The following is an 18,249-nucleotide window of genomic DNA, read 5'->3' as shown; positions in this document are numbered from 1 at the left end:
CGTCCAGCACCATCTCGGCAGCTTGGACTTTGTATTCTCTTGAGTAAGATTTACGCACTGATTTTGCCTCCAATTGGGCGCCATCATAGCGCCCGAAGAAGGTGTCCAAAATCATTAGGCCAGTTCAGACCGGCGCCCACGATAAGGACGTCTTTTGTCAGCAATTGATGCTCCAACTTGAAAGGAAGCTGGTTTCGATAGAGGCTTTCTAAGAAATGGACTTGCTCCTGCGCCGAAATCTTGAGACCGCCATTGATCCAGTAGTCGCGCTGTTTGACAGTAGGATCCTCGTTGCCGTAGTGAATGAGGCTGAGATATCGCGCCGCTTCGTTCGAACCGATTTTTTCCGCAAAGCCTCTATAGACCCAGACAGCCGAGTTCCTCATCGCAGACCGTAGATTCTGATCAGCGTTGTGAGAAGGAATCTCGTTTATCGTCCCGTCCCACTTAAAGACTTGAAACTCGTCTGAAACGGCGCCGGCATCAAGTGCAAAGAGGGTATGGGGAATCTTGAATGTTGAGGCCGGCGTAAATCTAACATTAGAACGACCTGTGTTATAAACATAGGTGACAGCCCCTCCCCCACGCAGATCTTTTATCACCACGGTTCCGACGGTGTCTTGCGCGTCGAAGAGACCTTTCCACTCTGGCTTCTCAACAAGATCAGGTGAGGAAGCAGCGACTGCTGTCCCCACGCAGATAGAGAGCAGTGCAATCCCAGCTAAAGCTCCCAGACGATTCAACATGCGACTTCATTCCTCAAAAGAGAAAATGAGACCACACAGCCATTGATTTATAAAGATTTTTTCAAAACGCGTTTCGCGATCCCAATCCCTATCTTTAGCTAGCAGGTTTGCTGAGGACCTTGTAGGCGGCCTCGCACGCCAGGCCAGCTACTCTGACGTGGTCATAAGCCGACGCCAGCTCTCCCGCTCGACCATCAGCTCATGCGAGCAGGTCGGAGGACGCTCAGCAGGGGTACGCTGTAGCGTCTTTTCATCCCCGCCCCCGGAGAATCTTTGCCAGTTAACTGGCCCGGACGGAAGGGGCAGACCAAATTGACGGCCATCCGCACTACCGCTTCAGTCGACTCCACGTTCCACCGCTGGTCGCAATTAGCGAACGGCTGGTTATGCTGACCACTCTCCTATTCTGAGCGCCGCAGGAACGTATCCAGGCATTTAAGCTTAGTGTCCTAGCCCGCCGCTCGCTGTCCCGCCCGCCTCTCCTACAAGCCTTGCTAAATGCTGGAGAGAAATGGTGCGGTTAAAAACTCGCCTGATCACGCCGGGCATTCCCGCCGGCGTCACCCGAGCAGCCTTGAATCAAGAGTCGAGATGCTCTACTGCCTGTGGCCTCTGGCCAGGAGCGCACTATGAACTTCGAAGAACGCGACAAGTACGGTATGTACAAGGGACGGACCGATTTCACTGCCGAGGGAGACCGCGGCCCAGGGCCGCGGCTGATGGGTGCGGATACCCTCATCGGCAACGACGTGTATAACACGCAAAACGAAGACCTGGGTGACATCAAGGAAATCATGTTGGATACCGCCAGCGGCAAGGTTGCGTACGCTGTACTTTCGTTCGGCGGTTTCCTGGGGATGGGTGAAAAGCTGTTTGCCGTGCCGTGGGGTGCTTTGCGCTTGGATACGGTGAACAAGCGATTCGTCCTTGATGCTGACAAGGACCGCCTGAAGAACGCCCCAGGCTTCGATAAGGACAACTGGCCAAACATGAGCGATCCGATTTGGGGTAAAGGTATCCACGACTACTACGGCACCACGTGGGAAAACGATCCCAGGGTGTGATGTGCCAACCTGCTTGGCCGGGCTTCCGGCCAAGCCTATCCTGATCAACAGGACCGTGACAGGCGGCTTTAGGTCGACACCGGACAGCCCCTCGCTTGGCGTCTGGTCTTTGGGCAGCGGTTTCAATACCGTAGGATAAAGTCACAGCCTAGGCGGCTTGCGAGCCTAAATCGATTCCAAGATACAGACGAAAAAGAGCGCCTATAGACCGCTTACTGCAAGCGTCGCCGTTTCAGTTTTGGAATCAATTCTTACCCCTCCATCAGCGCCTGCCGTCCTAGCCGGCGCACCCAGTCAGTTGGTGGCGTAACCAGGTCCGCCGAGTGTATGCAGCTGATAGTCGGTGATGGCTTGGAACAGCGACTCTGCAAAGATCCTCAGGCGCTCAACCTCTTCGGGCGGCGCGTCAAGATCCCTCGCTTCGTGATAGCGCTTCATGGCCTCTATCGCATCAGTGAAGGCTTGGTGGTCCGGAAGAAGCACCTTCGTCACATCTCGCTTCACGAATCACTCCCCCGGCGTCAATGCAGGATGTGCGGAGCTTTACCGCGGACGATCAGTTGATGCTCGGTCACCAATCGATAGCGTAAATCCGCGACCGCCCTGAAGAGCTCGATCTCTTCAGGCGGTGCTCCGGCTTCCTCGGCTTGTCGAAAACGTCGCTGAGCATCGATCGCTTTCTGGATCAGCTCTTCACCCGCCTCAGCCAGTCCCTCGATTGTTCGTTTCACGGCACTACCCCGGCAGTTTCACCAGAGCATTATAGGACGCCTCGCAGGCCTAGCCGGCTATTCGCGCTCGGTCATACGCTGCCGCCAGTTCTCCCGCTCGAGCATCAGCCCGTGCGAGCAGGTCGGAGAGCACCATGGCGGCGCGCCTGGCTGCCTAACTTTGGGACAAATCAAAGAGGCATTGCATACCCTATAAACGTTGTCGCGCAGCCTAAGTGCATTGCATTATCAGTCACCACGCCCTTGTTGCATGAGGCACTGCCCACATAGAGCTTTTCCCCGCCAGCAATAGGCTTTTTGGAAAGGTAGCCAATACTCGAAGTAGAACCACCAGCGTGATTCACATCTGGGCTAACTACTCCTTCATTCCTTCCTTCTGTCGTACCCACAAGCACTTCGGAATAATCCGCCTCTGGCAGAGCGCACGAGTCGTCCACCGTATAACCTATTTTTTTAGTAGTTCCGTTTAAGTGAGCGGGGTTAGTGGTTACAACACCTTTATTAACCCCTGCTTGGACGCCTACGTACAAAAGAGTTTTTTTCATCAATTGATCACAAGCGAAAGAGTTCGACCCAGCAACAACTAATGTACACATGAGCATCAACGGAAAGACTTTCATTACCGCATCCTCAATGAATTGGAATGGGAGGCACATCAACCAGCACATGCACTTCAGATACTCTAGTACAAAATTCCGGCGCAGCACCCAGCCACTACTTTTCGTTCTTCATATGATCATAGGTCGCCTCGCAGGCCAGCCCCGCTATTCGACTTCGCTCAAGCGCTGTCGCGAGGTCTCCCGCCATTCGGTCAGACTCTTGAAGCAATCCTCCGAGCACCACGACGGCAGAGGTTCCTGCCTGGCGCTGCTGGGCAGCGATGGTGTCACAGGTTGCTGCTCGGCCGGCGCGCAGTCTGTCGATTTCCCCGCGCAGCCCGCCAGCAGCAGACTCAGCAGCAGCGGCGCGACCTTGGGCCAGTTCCAGTTGTTGTCGTGCACGCTCACCCTCCTTGTCCGCCACGGCCTGGCGGCGCTGTTCTTCGGTTCTGACTTTGGCCGCGTTGTGCCGATCGCGCTCGGCCACCTGCAGCCGGTAATCGGCCAGCTCGCCGCGTGCGGTACCAGCTTCGCTCTGCGCCAACATCACCCGGTACCGCACGCTGCGCACCTCGGCGAAGCACGCCAAGGGAACCGGCAAGGAAGTGCGCGCCAACGAGAAGACTGAGCACCAGCGACTGCTGGACCTCTGGAAGGAACACTGCCCGCCGAGCATCGACCAGGATGAGATGTGGACGGCAATCGGCGTGAACACCGGAGGCATCTGGATGACCGGTGGGGTGTGCTTTGAGCATGACGGCCTGGTCTTCTTGAACCTGGGCTGCCAGGCAGACAGCAAAGAGGTGGATAGCCTGGTAGAAATCGTGAGCAGCGAGTACGAGGCCGCGCGCCAGCGTGTGCTCAACCAACGCAAAGCAGCCTGACCCTCCGGCGCTGCCCGCCAGCGCCTTCCCCTATTCAACGATAACGCCGACCCGGCGAGAGACTGGGCCAACGCTAATCACCTCAAATCGAGTGCATGCATCAGCCGTCGAGCGTCATCGATGTTTAGGATTTCGATTGCCCAATGCTCATCATCCTTATGCGATTTGTCGTCAAAGCTCGCAAAGAGCTTCCTGATCTCATCTTTTCGATAGATCCCGTCTTTGAGCACGGGAGGGCGAAAATGGAAATTGAGCTTCTTTTGGGAAGGCATGAATGAAAAATACCGTTTCCCATTTTGATAAATGCGGACGGATCGAACCTCTCCCTGATTTTTAACGGTCCACTCGACTGAGCGAATGCAGGTGAACGCGCCAGCTAGGTAGATAAATGCTTCGCGTACATCCGCATCTTGGATGTACTCATAAAACTCATTGATAAGATCCGAGTCGATGTCGTGCGCAAGCATGTGTCACTCCTGACCCGACCACATGCCGGGCAGAACACCAATAGCCCACTTCCAAGAATCACGCCACCCCGGCGAGGGCGGCGCATGCATGGAGGCCTCATGAAGATTCAGATCAGGACACTCTACAAGTGCAGCTCCTGCGACGAAATCCACGACGACGAAGACGGCGCGCGGGAATGCTGCCAGCCGGATATCCATGAGATCTATGAGTGTCCGACGTGCAAATCCATGCATGACGACGAGGACGCCGCCATCAGTTGCTGCGGCGTTCACGCAGTTCAATGTCCGTCTTGCCTTCGCGACTACCCATCCATCTCGCTGTCGTCCCAGGCCATCAAGATTGCTGGCCACTGCACCACCTGCAACCCGCTGTTCACCATTGATCAGCAGTGGGCCATTCAAGACCTGCACTACCTGGCAACAGGGCAACGCGAGCACCTGTTCGAATGACTGAAGCAGCACCCTCTTTCCGGCCGCCATGTTGGCGGCGCCTACAATGGAGATTGCCATGAGCACCATCCCACCTCGGCCTACGGCCACGAAGGAAATGATCCTCGAATGCTGTATGCCGATTGCTGAAAAGCTTGAGGCCGACGCGGAAACCCTGGCACAGCACTACAACCGACACATGGATGGCTTCGAGCTCTGCATGGAGCTGGCGAAATGGGCCGGCTGGGACATGAAGCGGGACGACATCGACACCCTCGACGAGCTGGGCTACCTGGTTGACGAGGCAGAGCGTAAAGCGGTTCGGGCCTGGTTCGAAGAGCACCACCCTCAGCCCCCATTCGCCATCGGCGACACCATCAAGGAAGGAGTGATCACCGGCATCAGCACCTACTCCCCGGCCTGTTTCGAAGTGAAGATTGAGGGCGAGCCGGACACCACGCGCAGGATCATCAAGTTCGAAGACGCGAAAGCCGCATGACCCTCCGGCACTACCCGCCAGCTATACTCCTTTGTCTCTGTCAAACCAGCATGTTGCCAACCACTCGGGAATTCGCAGAATCAGCTCCGGCGTAAGCTCCCGGCATAGCTCCGGCCTCCGCCTAAGCTCTTCAGCGAAATATGCGATCCAGCTGCCATCCGACTGCTCCTGCAGGTCGACCAAGTAGGTGCCAACTTCGCTTTCAGCCATGCGGCTCTGCTCGGCGAGCAGCTTGTTGCTGGGCTTTGTGCTCATTTACGCGTCCTTGACGTTCTATGTCCTATCCAAAGTCTTACCCCACTTCAACGAATCACGCCACCCCACCAGGGGCGGCGCCTGGAATCAACAGAAAGCAGCATGAAACACATCACCGCACGCGCCCGGCACGGCCGGCGTCAGCAACACATCAATCTGCCGCCCAGCGGCCTGGGATGCATCAATACCTACCAGGTGGGATAGAGGGTCAAATATGGTTAATTTCGGGGTAAACGCCACTCTTCCAATCGAAGTTAATAATATGCTCCCCAAAGAACACTCCCGTCCGGACCCATTGATTTGAATCAGATAGCAAAAAATCTAGTAGATATGAATCCCAAAACACTTCGACAGACTCAATGCCTTGTGCAAATGCTAATCCCGCCAAGCTCACCAGCCTGTCACACAGAAAATCAGCCAATTTCGAGTGCCAGTCCGCCTTGAGAGGATCGATAAGATCGGATAAAAACTCTGTTCCGCCCTCATGGAAAATTTCGCACCGATGCCGATACATATCATCAATAACACTTTTCCATTTCTTACCGACCGGATTGCTATTGGCCGCATGAAATGCCTTGAGGCTTTCGTTCTGATGCACGACTTTTGAGTAGTACTTTGATAGAACGCCTATAAGCAGAGGGAATCTTTTACCAGCTCCCGTACCATCCTTCTCTCCACTGGGAAGCATTGATTCTAAACCGACCCATGAAAACGCAAATCGGTGGTTGATATTTGCAGTTCTCTGCGACTCGCGATCCCAAGACATGCACTTACCCAAGGCTGCCCCAAGTGGAGTTAGTTGACCTGTGATGGTGTCGTGTAGAAATTTATCCCAGTGGCTAACCCCTGGATCGTATCGCAGCAATGGCCCCATAGCCGTATTTTTTGCAGCGATGGGCCTCCATTGACCTTCCTCGAAAATCGCACCTACGGCTTCGCCTTGTCTCCGATTCCAATTTATGAGCCGAGTCCGCGCCATATGGACTTTCTTGTTAAACACTGCCAATGCAACGTCCGCAACCATCAACCCAACTTTCAGGCCTTCTGCGCTCACATCCTTCATCGGAATTAGTAAAACTTTTGTAAAACCTAAAGTAAGAGGTAACTGGTCTGTTATTCCGAAGGACCGAAACGACTCATCCACTGCAAGAAATAGTTGATCCATTCCCGCTTCTGGTCGCTTCTGGTCTTGAATCAAATACATATCAGGCCCAAGACCAAGCCCTACTGGAGGAACTCCTAGCACCCCAGTAACTGCGAAAGCGACCCATTTTTTTGAGGCGTTTATGTCGATAACTACCATGTCAAAACCCCAGACTTCTTCAAATCCGAACCAATAGCACTATTCAGACCACTTTGCCACCATGCCGCATCCGACCACGGAGGGCGGCGCATGCATGGAGAAAGCCATGCGCTCTATCCCGGTTGGCTTCACATTGTCCAAGGCGAACAAGCTACACATTTATAGCTAGAAGCTGCCTTCTGCCTTAAATCACTCAGTAGACCTTTTATTCACTCGCCGCGATGACTTCGCTGGTAATTTCGACCCTATAGGAGCCTGGTGATTGATCTTCTCGAGCTTTTTATCCAGCCTCGCCATCAGTGCATGGTTTTTTTTGGCTTTAACCTCTTCTTTCTGATCACTATCAACCGCATCGTTTTTTAGGAACCTATCACACTCCTCCAAAAACTGGTCAACATTGGACTTATCCTTGTAATCAGACCAATGCTCCGCAATCCAGTCCTCCAACTCTCCTAACAAAACTGAAGCCAATAAAGTGACTGCGGGTATAAAGTACATCAGCGCACTAGCCAATTCAGGCTCAGCATGTCTCTTAACTAGGTACATACCATATGCGCCGAGCGCAGCAGCGAATAGCTGGGAAACCTTAGCGCGGGGACCTGCCCCTTGGGAGCGTTCCATTATTCATACTGCGCTTGGGAATTTTTCGCACAACTCATCGTAAGCATACGACATCGACGAAACAGAAAACCTCACTAACCTCTTAAATTCTTCCTCGCTAGCAACAAAACCTTCACAAGAAAGGACGACCCCTGCATCATCATAGAAGCATTTCATAATTTTGAAAGTTGAGGCAATATAATTCACAGCCTCCAACTGACCCAACTTATTTTCGATATCTTCAACTGCAACCGCGAATCGAACACCCACGAACCCATCATTCACGCTTTCAAACATAACACTATAAAATAGATCATCATGCTTGAAGTACACAACATTTTCTTCAACTTCGTCTATAGTGAACCCAAGATCCTCAAGAAACTTCTTATATTTTTTCTGCTTTTCCTCACGAATCACAGCCCGCTTTTTTACCGCCATACAAAAAACTCCAAAACCGCACCGTTTTTTCCTAACAACCATTTATCAGGAATCGAACCTGAATCCCAATTCTACCCCTTTGTAGAGATTTCTAAAGCGCAAACGAACCAATACGCAAGAATTCGATCCCCTCCCACTCCTAAGCTTTGAGGTTCGTTTATGACAACAGCAATCGACCTGTTCGCCGGCCTCGGCGGATGGAGCACCGGCGCGCGCGCCGCAGGCGTCCAGGTTCTCTGGGCGGCAAACCACTGGCCAGAAGCAGTGAAGTGGCATGCGGCAAATCACAAGGACACCGACCACATCTGCCAGGACCTGCACCAGGCTAACCGGGCAGCAGTGTCAACTGGGTGCTCTACCCCAGCTGGGTGGATGCCATGCAGCGGCTCGGGTACCAGGTCGCGCCGCACATAGTGGACTGCGCTGACCTGGGCGTGCCGCAGCACCGGGTGCGCCTGTTCCTGATTTGCACCAAGAGCAAGGCGCCAATTCAGCTACAGCTACAGCAGTGCGAACACGTGCCGGCCAGTAGCTTCCTCGACTTCGACTTCGACGCAGGTCGCTGGTCGCAGATCGAGAAGCCAGGCCGGGCCCAGGCCACTCTCGAAAGGGTGCGCAACGGCCGCCAGCGCTTCGGCGACCGATTCATCATGCCCTACTACGGCAAGGGCTCCGGCACCACCGGGCGCGATATCAACCGGCCGATCGGCACCATCACCACCCTAGACCGCTGGGCCCTGGTCGACGGCGACCGCATGAGGATGCTCAGCGCCAGCGAGGCCTTGGCCGCTATGTCGTTCCCGGCTGACACTCTGCGACCCGACAACCACGGCTGACCATGCACATGGCCGGCAACGCTGTACCGCCACTGGCTGGGCAAAGAGTGATTGAGGCGCTACTCAAGGCTGGGTAACGGGAGGACTCAGTATTTAGGGAAGCGCTCGCAGGAAGGGCTTGTCTACCCCCTCTTTTCGGCGCTCAGCCAGCCATTTTCGACTTAGGTCAACATCGATCTTAAGTGCTCGATGACGGCAAAGATGTAAAACGGTTCCACCTATGTTGTATGGACCACACGCAGGACAATCAACGGATCGCCCCCGGTGCCGGATAGTTTTTTCGCGAGCGACTTCCCTGCAAACATAACACCGCATATCAACCTCCTTTTCTTGATCGGCCAACTATAGCCGCGAGGTATCCCCATGCCCACAGAAAACCGATCCAGCACCGAGATGGTCAGCGTGCCGCGTGAGCTGGCCGAGCGCATTCAGCAGCGCCTCGATCATGCCGCATCGGCTTTCAAGGCTGCGAAGCCAGAGCGTGACGAGCTGCGGGCCATTCTGGCCATGCCGGCGAGCCCAGCCGCTGAACTCGACTGGCTCGACCCTCGCCGGGTCAAGGCCTTTGCCGATGGTCGTAACGCTGGCCTGATCGAGGCTTCCGAGCTGTGCGCCCGTATGGGCTATGAGGCGTATTTCCCAGCCGGTACCAGGTTCAGGGCCTTCGTGCCGAAGGCGCGCACCGCATTGGGCGACCTTCTGATCAAGGCCGCGAACGCGATCGCCGCCCTGCCTGACGGGCCATACGAGCGCTTCAAAGCGCGGCAAGCAAAGCAGAAATCCTGACTGGAGCATATTTGTACTCCAGCAGATTCTGCCCTAATTCAACCCGTAGCCGCCGCAGGCTTCGAGTGAGCAATGCCCCGGGCGCGCGCAACACCCCACAGCATGGCCGTGGTCATCGACTGCCCTGGCCTCGTGTCGTAGGCCTCCTCGTGAATCACCTCTCCAGCTGATCCGTAGAGCCCAATGAACATTTGAGTAGCGCCAACACGGGAAAGACGTACCTGCACATCAATGGTCGTTCCGGAATCAAGAATTTCAGTGTGGGTGCGACTGTGAAGCTGGGCATCCGCCCAATCCCAGTAGGTGCTGCCTCTAGTTCTCATCGTTTTCTCCAGTGAACGAAATGAGAGTAATGCACAGCTGCCACACCTTCGCCATTACGCTCATCTGAAACTGGGTGAGAAATCCCATTTCAGATTGAACTTCCGCATGCTGCCTACCTGGCGAGGCGAGATCCCTTGCGAGGTAACGGCTCCGGCGCCGGTTGAGGTGGGGGCGGGAATTTTTCAATGACCCAATCGCAGGCACGCTGCAGGGCCCAGGCCATGGCGGCCGTCATCGTCTGCCCGCGGCAATCGGGGTAGCTCTCTTCAAGCAGCAGCATTCCCTTCTCGCCATAAATGCCGAAGAAGAGCTGCGTGACGTTGAGAGTGGAGATGCGCACCTGGATGTTGATCAAGGTACCGCAGGAAAGGCGTTCGTCGTAGTTGCGAAAGTGCAATTCCGGATCGGCCCAATCCCAGTAAACCTTACCGCGATTACGCATGATAGGGCCTTCGAGTGAGTTATCTCCCCACTCTACAGCAGCTTCGATAAGTAGCGATCTATTTCTGACCTTTTAATCAATAAAACTGCCGCGGAATAGCGGCCAAGGAATCGTCATGCCTGAAGAAATCAAGCTGATCCAGCCGGCGCTTGTAGTGCGCGACGAGTACGGGATGTATGAGCATCCCGATCTGCCCGACTTCGACGAGGGTGACGGCGAGAGATGCAAGGCCTGGATCGCGCAGCAGGGTCTGCAAGTCGCCATGATCCACCTCGAGACCGACGCGCCGGAAGAAATCGCTGATCGCTACTTCGAAGCTGGCGAGCCGTATTGCGGCTACTGGGAACCCGGCAAGCCCCAAGGAGATGGCTGGTTCTGTCTAGCCATCCACGACACCGACGATGGCCCGGTGTGCTGGTGGGGTCGCCGTGAGGTGAAGCCATGAAGCGCCATCAGGTCGTCATGGCTGTGCTGATCGGCATCTTCGCCCTGGTGCAAGTCTTCATCGCGGGCGTGTTCATCGGTCGCGAGACCAAGGTTTGCCAGCTGCAGGCCGGCAACGAGCGCCAGCTCTCCCCGCACGAACAGAACGACAACGGGCCAACCCCCGCCGGTGCCCAGGCGCAATGGATCGAAGAGAGGTATTCACTGTGAGCGTGTGGATCAAGTACAGCGAGAAGCAACCCGGCGACGAGCTCGATGGGCTGGTAGTAATCGTGGCCATCAATCATCGCCAGCTTGGTCGAATTTCCGAGTGCGCTGTTTGGAACAAAGGCTCCAAAAACAAGGGGCGCTTCGACTTCTGGGAAGGTCAGGTAACTCACTGGCAACCGCTCCCACCACCTCCGAGCATCGAGCCATGACCGACCTGATCGAAGTGAAGGATTCCACCTACTTCCTGCAGACAGCCATCGACGTGCAGGCTGAGCGCGGCAAGCAGTACGACGCCCCGGACGGCACGCGCAGCATGGTCAAGACCGTGCAGGCCTTCAACGCCATCACCGGCCACAACCTCACAGAGGCTGAAGGCTGGCTGCTGATGCAGATCGTGAAAGACGTGCGTCAGTGGCAGAACCCCGACAAGTTCCACGAGGACACGTGGTTGTCGAGGTTGATGACCGTGAGCACCTTCCCCGCCGCCTGACCTGGCGCGAACGCCTGACCGGCAGAATTCAGTAACCCCTCCCCCCTACAACTCAAGCCCGCCGACATGCGCGGGCATAGAGAGCTATTGCCATGACGAAAGAAGATCTGGCCCGCCTGCCGGAGAAAGTGCGGGTCGCCATCGAGGCTGGGAAGTCAGCGGCAGCCGCATGCGACAACGACGGAGGCAGCGCCAACCTAGACCGCGTCGTCATTCCCGTTCCGGGCATGCGTGCCAGCCAGCTGCCCGCCCTGCCAGGCTACGTGCAAAAGAAAAGCGGCTATCACCGGCAGGGCATCCATCTCGATACACCTTGGCCAGGCATCGGTAACCGGCACAGCGCGGGCGTGCAGGCAATGCATGCATCGCTTAAGGCCCAAGGCGTCGACTGCTACGTCTATTACCAGATCGATTGATAACCAACCTGCCGCCACCGGCGGCGTGGAGACCATCCCATGGAAACTGAAAGCACCGGTGGCGTCGACAAAGTCACCGAACAACGCATGGCCGAACTACTCGGCTGCACCAAGCGCGCCCTGGAAGGCCGGCGCCTGCGCGGGTCGATCCCCGAAGGCGTCTGGATGAAGCACGGTGGTCGCATTATTTACAGCAAGAAGAGGTATGACGAATGGCTGGAAAGCCAATGGATTTTCCCCCAGGGATTGATGTGCACCACGGATCGCTCCGGTTCCGGTTCATGTGGGAAGGCTCTCGCCGAAGTGAGACCCTTCCCTACCCCGCGACACCGAAAGGCCTCAAAGCTGCATCCCAGCTTCGCGATCAAGTAGCCGGCCTCATCAAGCTCGACCTCCTCGACCACGACAAATACGCGGAGCTGTTCCCAAGCTCCGCGGCTGTGGTTGGCGGGGTGCCGACATTCGGGGAGTATGCCCAGATATGGCTGGATAGCCGGGAGATCGTCCCGGGTACCCGGAACGGCTACAAAAGCGCCTTGAACCTCTATTGGGTGCCGTACCTCGCACTGGTTCGGATTGACCTGATCACCTCAACCAGGCTGCGGCAGATATTGAGCTCCGTGGAATGGACGTCGCCATCCGTCAAGCGAAACGCCTTGGTCAAGCTATCTACAATTTTGAGCTCAGCGGTGGCAGACGGCCTTATCAGCCGCAACCCAGCTAGCTCGCTGCAGCTCCCGAAGCGCACGAAGAAGGAGATAGACCCTTTTACCCTGGATGAAGCGAACAGGATCATCGCGAAGCTGTACGAGCACCCGCACTGGCCAAGCCGGATCTACGCGGCATTCTTCGAGTTCGCGTTCTTCAGCGGCGTCAGGCTCTCAGAGGGCCTGGCGATTATGAAAGACGTGCTCGATCTGGACAAAAGGACGGTTAGGATCTGCAGGACAATCGCGCTTGGTGAGGTTGCCGAGCGGACAAAGACGGGGCAAGAGCGGATCGTCTTGCTGAACGAGAGGGCATTGCATGCGCTCGAGTACGCGATGGAGTACGCGGAGCGCCGCAAGCAGGGAAAGGGGCGGGTCACGGAGACACCTTTCGTGTTCCCGCCCACCAAAAATGCGGAATACGTGAAGCAGACGTCGGATCTGCATCACCAGTGGCGGCCCATCCTGAAGGATTTGGGGATTCGCTACCGGCCACCGTACAACTGCCGTCACACCTATGCGACAATATGCTTAATGTTCGGCCTCAACCCCGCATTTATAGCCCAACAGCTTGGGCATAGCGTGCAGATGCTTCTGTCTACTTATGCACGCTGGATCAACTCGACCTCTGACTGGCAGGAGCTGGAAAAGCTCCAGATTGGTTCCAAATTGGTCCCAGGCTGAAAAAGCATCACCCAAGTTATTGATAGGTAAGCCCTTTGATCTCCACCGCCAACATCACCATGCAATTCGGCGCCAAGCCGCTGTTCGAAAACGTCTCGGTCAAATTCAACAACGGCAACCGCTACGGCCTGATCGGCGCCAACGGCTGCGGCAAGTCGACCTTCATGAAGATCCTCGGCGGTGACCTGGATCCGTCCGCCGGCCAGGTGATGCTCGAGCCGAACACCCGCCTGGGTAAGCTGCGCCAGGACCAGTTCGCCTACGAAGAATTCACCGTGATCGACACCGTGATCATGGGCCACGAGCAGCTGTGGAAGGTCAAGGCCGAGCGTGATCGCATCTACTCGCTGGCAGAAATGACCGAAGAAGACGGCATGGCCGTCGCCGAGCTGGAAACCGAATTCGCCGAGATGGACGGCTACACCGCCGAATCCCGCGCCGGTGAGCTGCTGCTGGGCCTGGGTATCCCGCTGGAACAGCACTTCGGCCCCATGAGCGAAGTGGCACCGGGCTGGAAGCTGCGCGTGCTGCTGGCCCAGGCGCTGTTCTCGGACCCGGACGTGCTGCTGCTCGACGAACCAACCAACCACCTGGACATCAACACCATCCGCTGGCTGGAAACGATCCTCACGGCGCGTAACAGCACCATGATCATCATTTCCCACGACCGTCACTTCCTCAACAGCGTCTGCACCCACATGGCCGACCTGGACTACGGTGAGCTGCGTCTGTTCCCGGGCAACTACGACGAGTACATGACCGCCGCCACCCAGTCGCGCGAGCAGCTGCTGTCGGACAACGCCAAGAAGAAAGCCCAGATCGCCGAGCTGCAGACCTTCGTCAGCCGCTTCTCGGCCAACGCCTCGAAAGCCAAGCAGGCCACTTCGCGGGCCAAGCAGATCGACAAGATCCAGCTGGCCGAAGTCAAGCCATCGAGCCGGGTCAGCCCGTTCATCCGCTTCGAACAAACGAAGAAACTGCACCGCCAGGCAGTGATCGTCGAGAAAATGGCCAAGGCCTTCGACGACAAGGTGCTGTTCAAGGACTTCAGCTTCACCATCGAAGCCGGCGAGCGCGTGGCGATCATCGGCCCCAACGGTATCGGCAAAACCACCCTGCTGCGCACCCTGGTCGGTGAAATGGTCCCGGACAAGGGCGAAGTGAAGTGGACCGACAGCGCCGAAGTGGGCTACTACGCCCAGGACCACGCCCACGACTTCGAAGACGACGTGAGCCTGTTCGACTGGATGGGCCAGTGGACCAGCGGTGAGCAGGTGATCCGCGGCACCCTCGGCCGCATGCTGTTCTCCAACGACGAAATCCTCAAGTCGGTGAAGGTGATTTCCGGTGGTGAACAGGGCCGTATGCTGTTCGGCAAGCTGATCCTGCAAAAGCCCAACGTACTGGTGATGGACGAGCCGACCAACCACCTGGACATGGAATCGATCGAGGCGCTGAACCTGGCGCTGGAAAACTACCCGGGCACCCTGCTGTTCGTCAGCCACGACCGTGAGTTCGTGTCGTCGCTGGCTACCCGCATCATCGAGCTGACGCCCGAGGGTACCGTGGACTTCAGCGGTACCTATGACGACTACCTGCGTAGCCAGGGTGTGGTGATCTGATAAATCGCCGCTGCGCCTGAGATTTTGGGGGCGCTTTGCGCCCCGTTCCGGCCGGTCCGACGCTTCGGCAAGGCCGCTCCTGCAGGAGGCCGCGATCCTCTGTAGGAGCGGCCTTGTGCCGCGAAGGGCGCAAACAGCGCCAGACGAATAATTCGTTAGCCTGCTTTCTTTTATCCCCTACAACGGCCATGATGCCGGTACGCCCAACCGCCTGCCCGCGAACGTGCCCATGACCGTGCAACAGCCCGCCTCCAGTATCACCCTGCAAATCCTCGCCATCGTCTTCTATACCTTCATCGCCTTCCTCTGCATCGGCCTGCCGATCGCGGTGCTGCCCAGCCATGTCCACGACCAGCTGGGCTACGGCGCTGTAGTCGCCGGCCTTACCATCGGCCTGCAGTACCTCGCCACCCTGCTCAGCCGGCCCTTTGCCGGGCGAGTCGCCGATACCCTGGGCGGCAAGCGGGCGATTCGCTATGGCTTGTACGGCATCGCCGGCTGCGGCGTGCTTACCCTGCTCTCGGCCTGGACCCTCACCCTGCCCTGGCTGAGCCTGCTGCTGTTGCTCGGCGGGCGCCTGCTGCTGGGCGTCGCCCAAGGCTTGATCGGGGTGGCCACGCTGAGCTGGGGGATCGGCCAGGTGGGGCCGGAGCATACCGCGCGGGTGATCTCGTGGAACGGCATCGCCTCCTACGGCGCCATCGCCATCGGTGCGCCGGTCGGCGTGCTGCTGGTGGATGCGCAAGGGTTCTGGGTGCTGGGGCCGGCGCTGCTGGTACTGGCACTGGGCGCCTTGCTGGCGCTGCGCAAGCGCCCGGACGTAGTGGTGGTGCGCGGCGAGCGCCTGCCCTTCTGGTCGGCCTTCGGCCGTGTGGCGCCCTGCGGTCTGGGGCTGACCCTGGCGTCGATCGGCTACGGCACCCTGACCACCTTCGTCACCCTTTATTACCTGGAACGCGGCTGGACCGGTGCGGCGTTGTGCCTAAGTGCGTTCGGCCTGTGCTTCATCGTCTCGCGGCTGCTGTTCGTCAATGCGGTCAACCGTTTCGGTGGCTACAACGTGGCGATTGCCTGCATGGCTACCGAAGTGCTGGGGCTGGCCTTGTTGTGGCTGGCGCCTTCGCCGTTGTGGGCGATGGTCGGCGCAGGGCTGACCGGCTTCGGCCTGTCGCTGGTGTACCCGGCGCTGGGCGTCGAGGCGATCAGGCAGGTGCCCAGCAACAGCCGGGGTGCCGGGCTGGGTGCCTATGCGGTGTTCTTCGACCTGGCCCTGGCCATCGCCGGCCCGCTGATGGGCGCGGTAGCGATTCAGCTGGGCTATGCCTCGATCTTCGCCGTCGCGGCCCTGCTCGCCTTGTCAGGGGTTGGCCTTACGCTGCTGCTGGCCCGACGCGCCCAGCGCGGCTGATCGCTCGGCAGGCTCAGGCGCACCCAGTGCCTGGCTGAAAAAAGCCGTGGTTTCGCTGCGCAGCGAGCGGTGGATATGCCGGCGGTCGACACCGTCGGCGTCCTTGCACAATACCGGCATGCGCTGGTGTTGCTCGTCATCGCACGGCGCCATGAACACGAAATGCCCGGCCCCGGCCAGTAACCGGTAGTCCGGCGTCTGCGGCAGCTTGCGCGCCAGGGCGTCGGCATTGTGCTCCAGGGCCAGCAACTGGTCCGAGTCGCCGCTATAGATCAGCGCCGGCACATGCACCCCGACCAGGGCGTGGCGGCCGAACATCAGGCTCAGCGGCGCCATCAGCATTACCGCCCCCACCCGCTTATCGGCCCGCGGCCCCAGTTCGCTGTGGTCAGCGATCAGCACGCCATGGGTCTTGCAGGCGTCGGCGTCGTTGGGGCGTTCCTGGCAATAACGGCGCAGGCGATCGAGGTCGGGTTGCGCGCCAGACAGGATCAACGCGGTCTCGCCACCGGCCGAATAGCCGATCACCCCGACTTTGCCGTCATTCAGATAAGGGCCGACCAACGCATCGGTGCGCGCGGCGGTGATCGCGGCGCTGACCTGCAGCGGCCGCCCATAGAGGTTACTGAGCGTCCCGAGGCGGCTGCGGTCGCGGCTGTTGTCGCCGGGGTGGATCACCGCCACCACCACGAAGCCCTGGCGTGCCAGGCCGTTGGCCAGGTCGTGCAGGGCCATGGGGCTCCCGGTATTGCCATGGGAGATAACTAATAGAGGGAAGCGGCCCATCGCCACGGGTGCGTCCTGGGCCACCCGGGTCTGATAGCCCTCGATGCGCACCGGGCGCGCTTCGCCGCTGGAGGGGTAGAACACCAAAGCCTGCATGGGCTTGCTGTCCACCGGGTCGGCCAGGGTGAGCCGATGCAGGCCGGCCACCCAGGATGCCGCGTTGGCCTGGGCCAGCAGGCCGCCAAACAGGGCAATGGCCAACAGGGTGCGAAACGGAGTCATGCAGGGGCGCTCCCGTGACCGGGCGGACGTATTTTGCCAGCATAGAACCCGGCCAAGCACAGCTACATGAAAACTGAATGAAAAAAGCCGACCGGCGCTCTGGGCGACGATCGGCTTTGTATTACCTGAAGGGATCAGGCGGCAGCGAACAGCTCGCCGGCGATCTGCGCCTGGGCCGCGTCGATGGCCTTGGCGCGGTGCTCTGGGCCGTAGGCCAGGCCGTGGGCGCGGACGGTTTCGACATCGGTGATGCCGATGAAGCCCAGGAAGACGTTGAGGAAGTCTTCATGGCCAACGCCGGTTGGCTGGCCCTGGTGCAGGCCGCCGGCGGTGGACACCAGGATCACTTTCTTGTCTCCGCAGAGGCCTTCAGGGCCGGCTTCGGTGTAGCGGAAGGTCTTGCCGGCCACGGCGATGCGGTCGATCCAGGCCTTGAGCTGGGTCGGCACGCTGAAGTTGTACATCGGCGCACCGATCACCACCGCGTCGGCGGCCAGGAACTCTTCCAGGGTCTCGGCGCTGAGCTGGGCTTCATGGGCCTGGGCGGCGTCACGCAGGTCCTGCGGGGTACCGGCAGCCACCAGGGTGGCGGCGGAGAAGTGGCTGATGGCGTCGGCCGCCAGGTCGCGGTAGACCACTTCGATGCTTGGGTCGGCGGCTTTCCAGGCGTCGACCACTTCGCGGCTCAGCTGACGGGAGGCGGAATTGTCGCCCAGAATGCTCGAATCGATGTGCAACAGTTTCATGGGACTCTCCTGTGAATGAAGACCGCGGCGGTGGGCGATCACGATGGGGAGAATCCTATCGACACTTCGAATGGCTGATAAGGCAGCAAAAATGCGTTAGTTTGTCCCACT

Annotated in this window: 27 protein-coding genes and 3 pseudogenes; 15 read left to right on the top strand and 15 right to left on the bottom strand. The window is 58.1% G+C overall.

Annotation, left to right across the window (positions count from 1 at the left end; genetic code table 11):
• Window positions 1-83 precede the first annotated feature (83 nt).
• On the bottom strand, window positions 84-746 hold the full coding sequence (locus L6D77_RS21985) for a penicillin-binding transpeptidase domain-containing protein (protein ID WP_373870619.1): 663 nt from the start codon (window positions 744-746) through the stop codon (window positions 84-86).
• Window positions 747-1,375: 629 nt separating this feature from the next.
• On the opposite strand from L6D77_RS21985, the gene L6D77_RS21975 reads away from it, so the two are divergent.
• Window positions 1,376-1,810: a PRC-barrel domain-containing protein gene (locus tag L6D77_RS21975; protein ID WP_236170169.1), complete on the top strand. Its 435-nt coding sequence runs from the start codon at window positions 1,376-1,378 to the stop codon at window positions 1,808-1,810.
• A gap of 294 nt (window positions 1,811-2,104) precedes the next feature.
• On the opposite strand, the gene L6D77_RS21970 is transcribed toward L6D77_RS21975, so the two are convergent.
• The 5 genes and pseudogenes from L6D77_RS21970 to L6D77_RS21950 all read right to left on the bottom strand — a co-directional run.
• Window positions 2,105-2,314 (bottom strand): hypothetical protein, encoded by a 210-nt coding sequence (locus L6D77_RS21970; RefSeq protein ID WP_236170168.1) that lies wholly within the window; start codon window positions 2,312-2,314, stop codon window positions 2,105-2,107.
• Between the two features lie 17 nt (window positions 2,315-2,331).
• On the bottom strand, window positions 2,332-2,541 hold the full coding sequence (locus L6D77_RS21965) for a hypothetical protein (protein WP_236170167.1): 210 nt from the start codon (window positions 2,539-2,541) through the stop codon (window positions 2,332-2,334).
• Window positions 2,542-2,590: 49 nt separating this feature from the next.
• Window positions 2,591-2,695 (bottom strand): annotated as a pseudogene (locus tag L6D77_RS21960) (DUF2514 family protein); the annotation flags it as partial.
• A gap of 16 nt (window positions 2,696-2,711) precedes the next feature.
• Window positions 2,712-3,161, bottom strand: a complete 450-nt coding sequence (locus tag L6D77_RS21955) for a hypothetical protein (RefSeq protein ID WP_236170166.1) — start codon at window positions 3,159-3,161, stop codon at window positions 2,712-2,714.
• Window positions 3,162-3,255: 94 nt separating this feature from the next.
• Window positions 3,256-3,699, bottom strand: a pseudogene (locus L6D77_RS21950) (DUF2514 family protein); the annotation flags it as partial.
• 46 nt (window positions 3,700-3,745) lie between these two features.
• On the opposite strand from L6D77_RS21950, the gene L6D77_RS21945 reads away from it, so the two are divergent.
• The gene (locus tag L6D77_RS21945; protein WP_236170165.1) at window positions 3,746-4,024 is read left to right on the top strand and encodes a hypothetical protein; all 279 of its coding nucleotides are present in this window, start codon (window positions 3,746-3,748) and stop codon (window positions 4,022-4,024) included.
• A gap of 77 nt (window positions 4,025-4,101) precedes the next feature.
• Here L6D77_RS21945 and L6D77_RS21940 read toward each other — a convergent pair whose 3' ends face one another.
• On the bottom strand, window positions 4,102-4,491 hold the full coding sequence (locus tag L6D77_RS21940) for a hypothetical protein (RefSeq protein WP_236170164.1): 390 nt from the start codon (window positions 4,489-4,491) through the stop codon (window positions 4,102-4,104).
• Between the two features lie 99 nt (window positions 4,492-4,590).
• On the opposite strand from L6D77_RS21940, the gene L6D77_RS21935 reads away from it, so the two are divergent.
• Together L6D77_RS21935 and L6D77_RS21930 are read left to right on the top strand one after the other, a co-directional pair.
• The gene (locus L6D77_RS21935; RefSeq protein WP_236170163.1) at window positions 4,591-4,941 is read left to right on the top strand and encodes a hypothetical protein; all 351 of its coding nucleotides are present in this window, start codon (window positions 4,591-4,593) and stop codon (window positions 4,939-4,941) included.
• Window positions 4,942-4,999: 58 nt separating this feature from the next.
• Window positions 5,000-5,419 (top strand): hypothetical protein, encoded by a 420-nt coding sequence (locus L6D77_RS21930; protein WP_236170162.1) that lies wholly within the window; start codon window positions 5,000-5,002, stop codon window positions 5,417-5,419.
• Window positions 5,420-5,440: 21 nt separating this feature from the next.
• Here L6D77_RS21930 and L6D77_RS21925 read toward each other — a convergent pair whose 3' ends face one another.
• From L6D77_RS21925 to L6D77_RS21910, 4 genes are all read right to left on the bottom strand, one after another.
• Complete coding sequence (locus L6D77_RS21925; RefSeq protein WP_236170161.1) at window positions 5,441-5,674, bottom strand: hypothetical protein; 234 nt, start codon at window positions 5,672-5,674, stop codon at window positions 5,441-5,443.
• Between the two features lie 208 nt (window positions 5,675-5,882).
• Complete coding sequence (locus L6D77_RS21920) at window positions 5,883-6,977, bottom strand: nucleoside triphosphate pyrophosphohydrolase family protein (RefSeq protein WP_236170160.1); 1,095 nt, start codon at window positions 6,975-6,977, stop codon at window positions 5,883-5,885.
• Window positions 6,978-7,166: 189 nt separating this feature from the next.
• Window positions 7,167-7,598 (bottom strand): hypothetical protein, encoded by a 432-nt coding sequence (locus tag L6D77_RS21915; protein ID WP_236170159.1) that lies wholly within the window; start codon window positions 7,596-7,598, stop codon window positions 7,167-7,169.
• Between the two features lie 3 nt (window positions 7,599-7,601).
• On the bottom strand, window positions 7,602-8,015 hold the full coding sequence (locus tag L6D77_RS21910; protein ID WP_236170158.1) for a hypothetical protein: 414 nt from the start codon (window positions 8,013-8,015) through the stop codon (window positions 7,602-7,604).
• A 159-nt stretch (window positions 8,016-8,174) separates the two neighbouring features.
• Here L6D77_RS21910 and L6D77_RS21905 point away from each other — a divergent pair.
• Window positions 8,175-8,928: pseudogene (locus L6D77_RS21905) on the top strand (DNA cytosine methyltransferase).
• A 286-nt stretch (window positions 8,929-9,214) separates the two neighbouring features.
• Window positions 9,215-9,637, top strand: coding sequence for a hypothetical protein (locus tag L6D77_RS21900; RefSeq protein ID WP_236170157.1), 423 nt, complete (start codon window positions 9,215-9,217; stop codon window positions 9,635-9,637).
• Between the two features lie 38 nt (window positions 9,638-9,675).
• On the opposite strand, the gene L6D77_RS21895 is transcribed toward L6D77_RS21900, so the two are convergent.
• Window positions 9,676-9,960, bottom strand: a complete 285-nt coding sequence (locus L6D77_RS21895) for a hypothetical protein (RefSeq protein ID WP_236170156.1) — start codon at window positions 9,958-9,960, stop codon at window positions 9,676-9,678.
• Between the two features lie 113 nt (window positions 9,961-10,073).
• Window positions 10,074-10,403, bottom strand: a complete 330-nt coding sequence (locus L6D77_RS21890; protein WP_236170155.1) for a hypothetical protein — start codon at window positions 10,401-10,403, stop codon at window positions 10,074-10,076.
• A gap of 115 nt (window positions 10,404-10,518) precedes the next feature.
• On the opposite strand from L6D77_RS21890, the gene L6D77_RS21885 reads away from it, so the two are divergent.
• From L6D77_RS21885 to L6D77_RS21850, 9 genes are all read left to right on the top strand, one after another.
• Entirely contained in the window at window positions 10,519-10,848 is a 330-nt protein-coding gene (locus L6D77_RS21885; protein WP_236170154.1) for a hypothetical protein, read from the top strand.
• Window positions 10,845-11,057: a hypothetical protein gene (locus L6D77_RS21880; RefSeq protein WP_236170153.1), complete on the top strand. Its 213-nt coding sequence runs from the start codon at window positions 10,845-10,847 to the stop codon at window positions 11,055-11,057. The genes L6D77_RS21885 and L6D77_RS21880 overlap by 4 nt, the downstream gene beginning before the upstream one ends.
• Window positions 11,030-11,266: a DUF551 domain-containing protein gene (locus tag L6D77_RS27595; RefSeq protein WP_373870617.1), complete on the top strand. Its 237-nt coding sequence runs from the start codon at window positions 11,030-11,032 to the stop codon at window positions 11,264-11,266. Before L6D77_RS21880 ends, L6D77_RS27595 begins: the two co-directional genes overlap by 28 nt.
• The gene (locus L6D77_RS21875) at window positions 11,263-11,547 is read left to right on the top strand and encodes a hypothetical protein (RefSeq protein WP_236170152.1); all 285 of its coding nucleotides are present in this window, start codon (window positions 11,263-11,265) and stop codon (window positions 11,545-11,547) included. Before L6D77_RS27595 ends, L6D77_RS21875 begins: the two co-directional genes overlap by 4 nt.
• 92 nt (window positions 11,548-11,639) lie before the next feature.
• Window positions 11,640-11,963, top strand: a complete 324-nt coding sequence (locus L6D77_RS21870; RefSeq protein ID WP_236170151.1) for a hypothetical protein — start codon at window positions 11,640-11,642, stop codon at window positions 11,961-11,963.
• 39 nt (window positions 11,964-12,002) lie between these two features.
• Window positions 12,003-12,335, top strand: coding sequence for a helix-turn-helix domain-containing protein (locus L6D77_RS21865; RefSeq protein ID WP_236170150.1), 333 nt, complete (start codon window positions 12,003-12,005; stop codon window positions 12,333-12,335).
• Window positions 12,245-13,354, top strand: a complete 1,110-nt coding sequence (locus L6D77_RS21860; protein ID WP_236170149.1) for a tyrosine-type recombinase/integrase — start codon at window positions 12,245-12,247, stop codon at window positions 13,352-13,354. The genes L6D77_RS21865 and L6D77_RS21860 overlap by 91 nt, the downstream gene beginning before the upstream one ends.
• A 35-nt stretch (window positions 13,355-13,389) precedes the next feature.
• Window positions 13,390-14,976, top strand: coding sequence for an ABC-F family ATPase (locus tag L6D77_RS21855; RefSeq protein ID WP_232884720.1), 1,587 nt, complete (start codon window positions 13,390-13,392; stop codon window positions 14,974-14,976).
• 229 nt (window positions 14,977-15,205) lie between these two features.
• Window positions 15,206-16,384, top strand: a complete 1,179-nt coding sequence (locus tag L6D77_RS21850; RefSeq protein ID WP_232884721.1) for an MFS transporter — start codon at window positions 15,206-15,208, stop codon at window positions 16,382-16,384.
• Here L6D77_RS21850 and L6D77_RS21845 read toward each other — a convergent pair.
• Window positions 16,334-17,392, bottom strand: a complete 1,059-nt coding sequence (locus L6D77_RS21845) for an alpha/beta hydrolase family protein (RefSeq protein ID WP_232884722.1) — start codon at window positions 17,390-17,392, stop codon at window positions 16,334-16,336. The genes L6D77_RS21850 and L6D77_RS21845 overlap by 51 nt on opposite strands.
• 134 nt (window positions 17,393-17,526) lie before the next feature.
• Window positions 17,527-18,138: an FMN-dependent NADH-azoreductase gene (locus L6D77_RS21840; RefSeq protein ID WP_110994519.1), complete on the bottom strand. Its 612-nt coding sequence runs from the start codon at window positions 18,136-18,138 to the stop codon at window positions 17,527-17,529.
• Between the last annotated feature and the right edge of the window lie 111 nt (window positions 18,139-18,249).

It is taken from the genome of Pseudomonas parasichuanensis, assembly GCF_021601385.1.
Lineage (GTDB): Bacteria > Pseudomonadota > Gammaproteobacteria > Pseudomonadales > Pseudomonadaceae > Aquipseudomonas > Aquipseudomonas parasichuanensis.
This window is presented reverse-complemented; position numbering and strand designations above follow the sequence as displayed.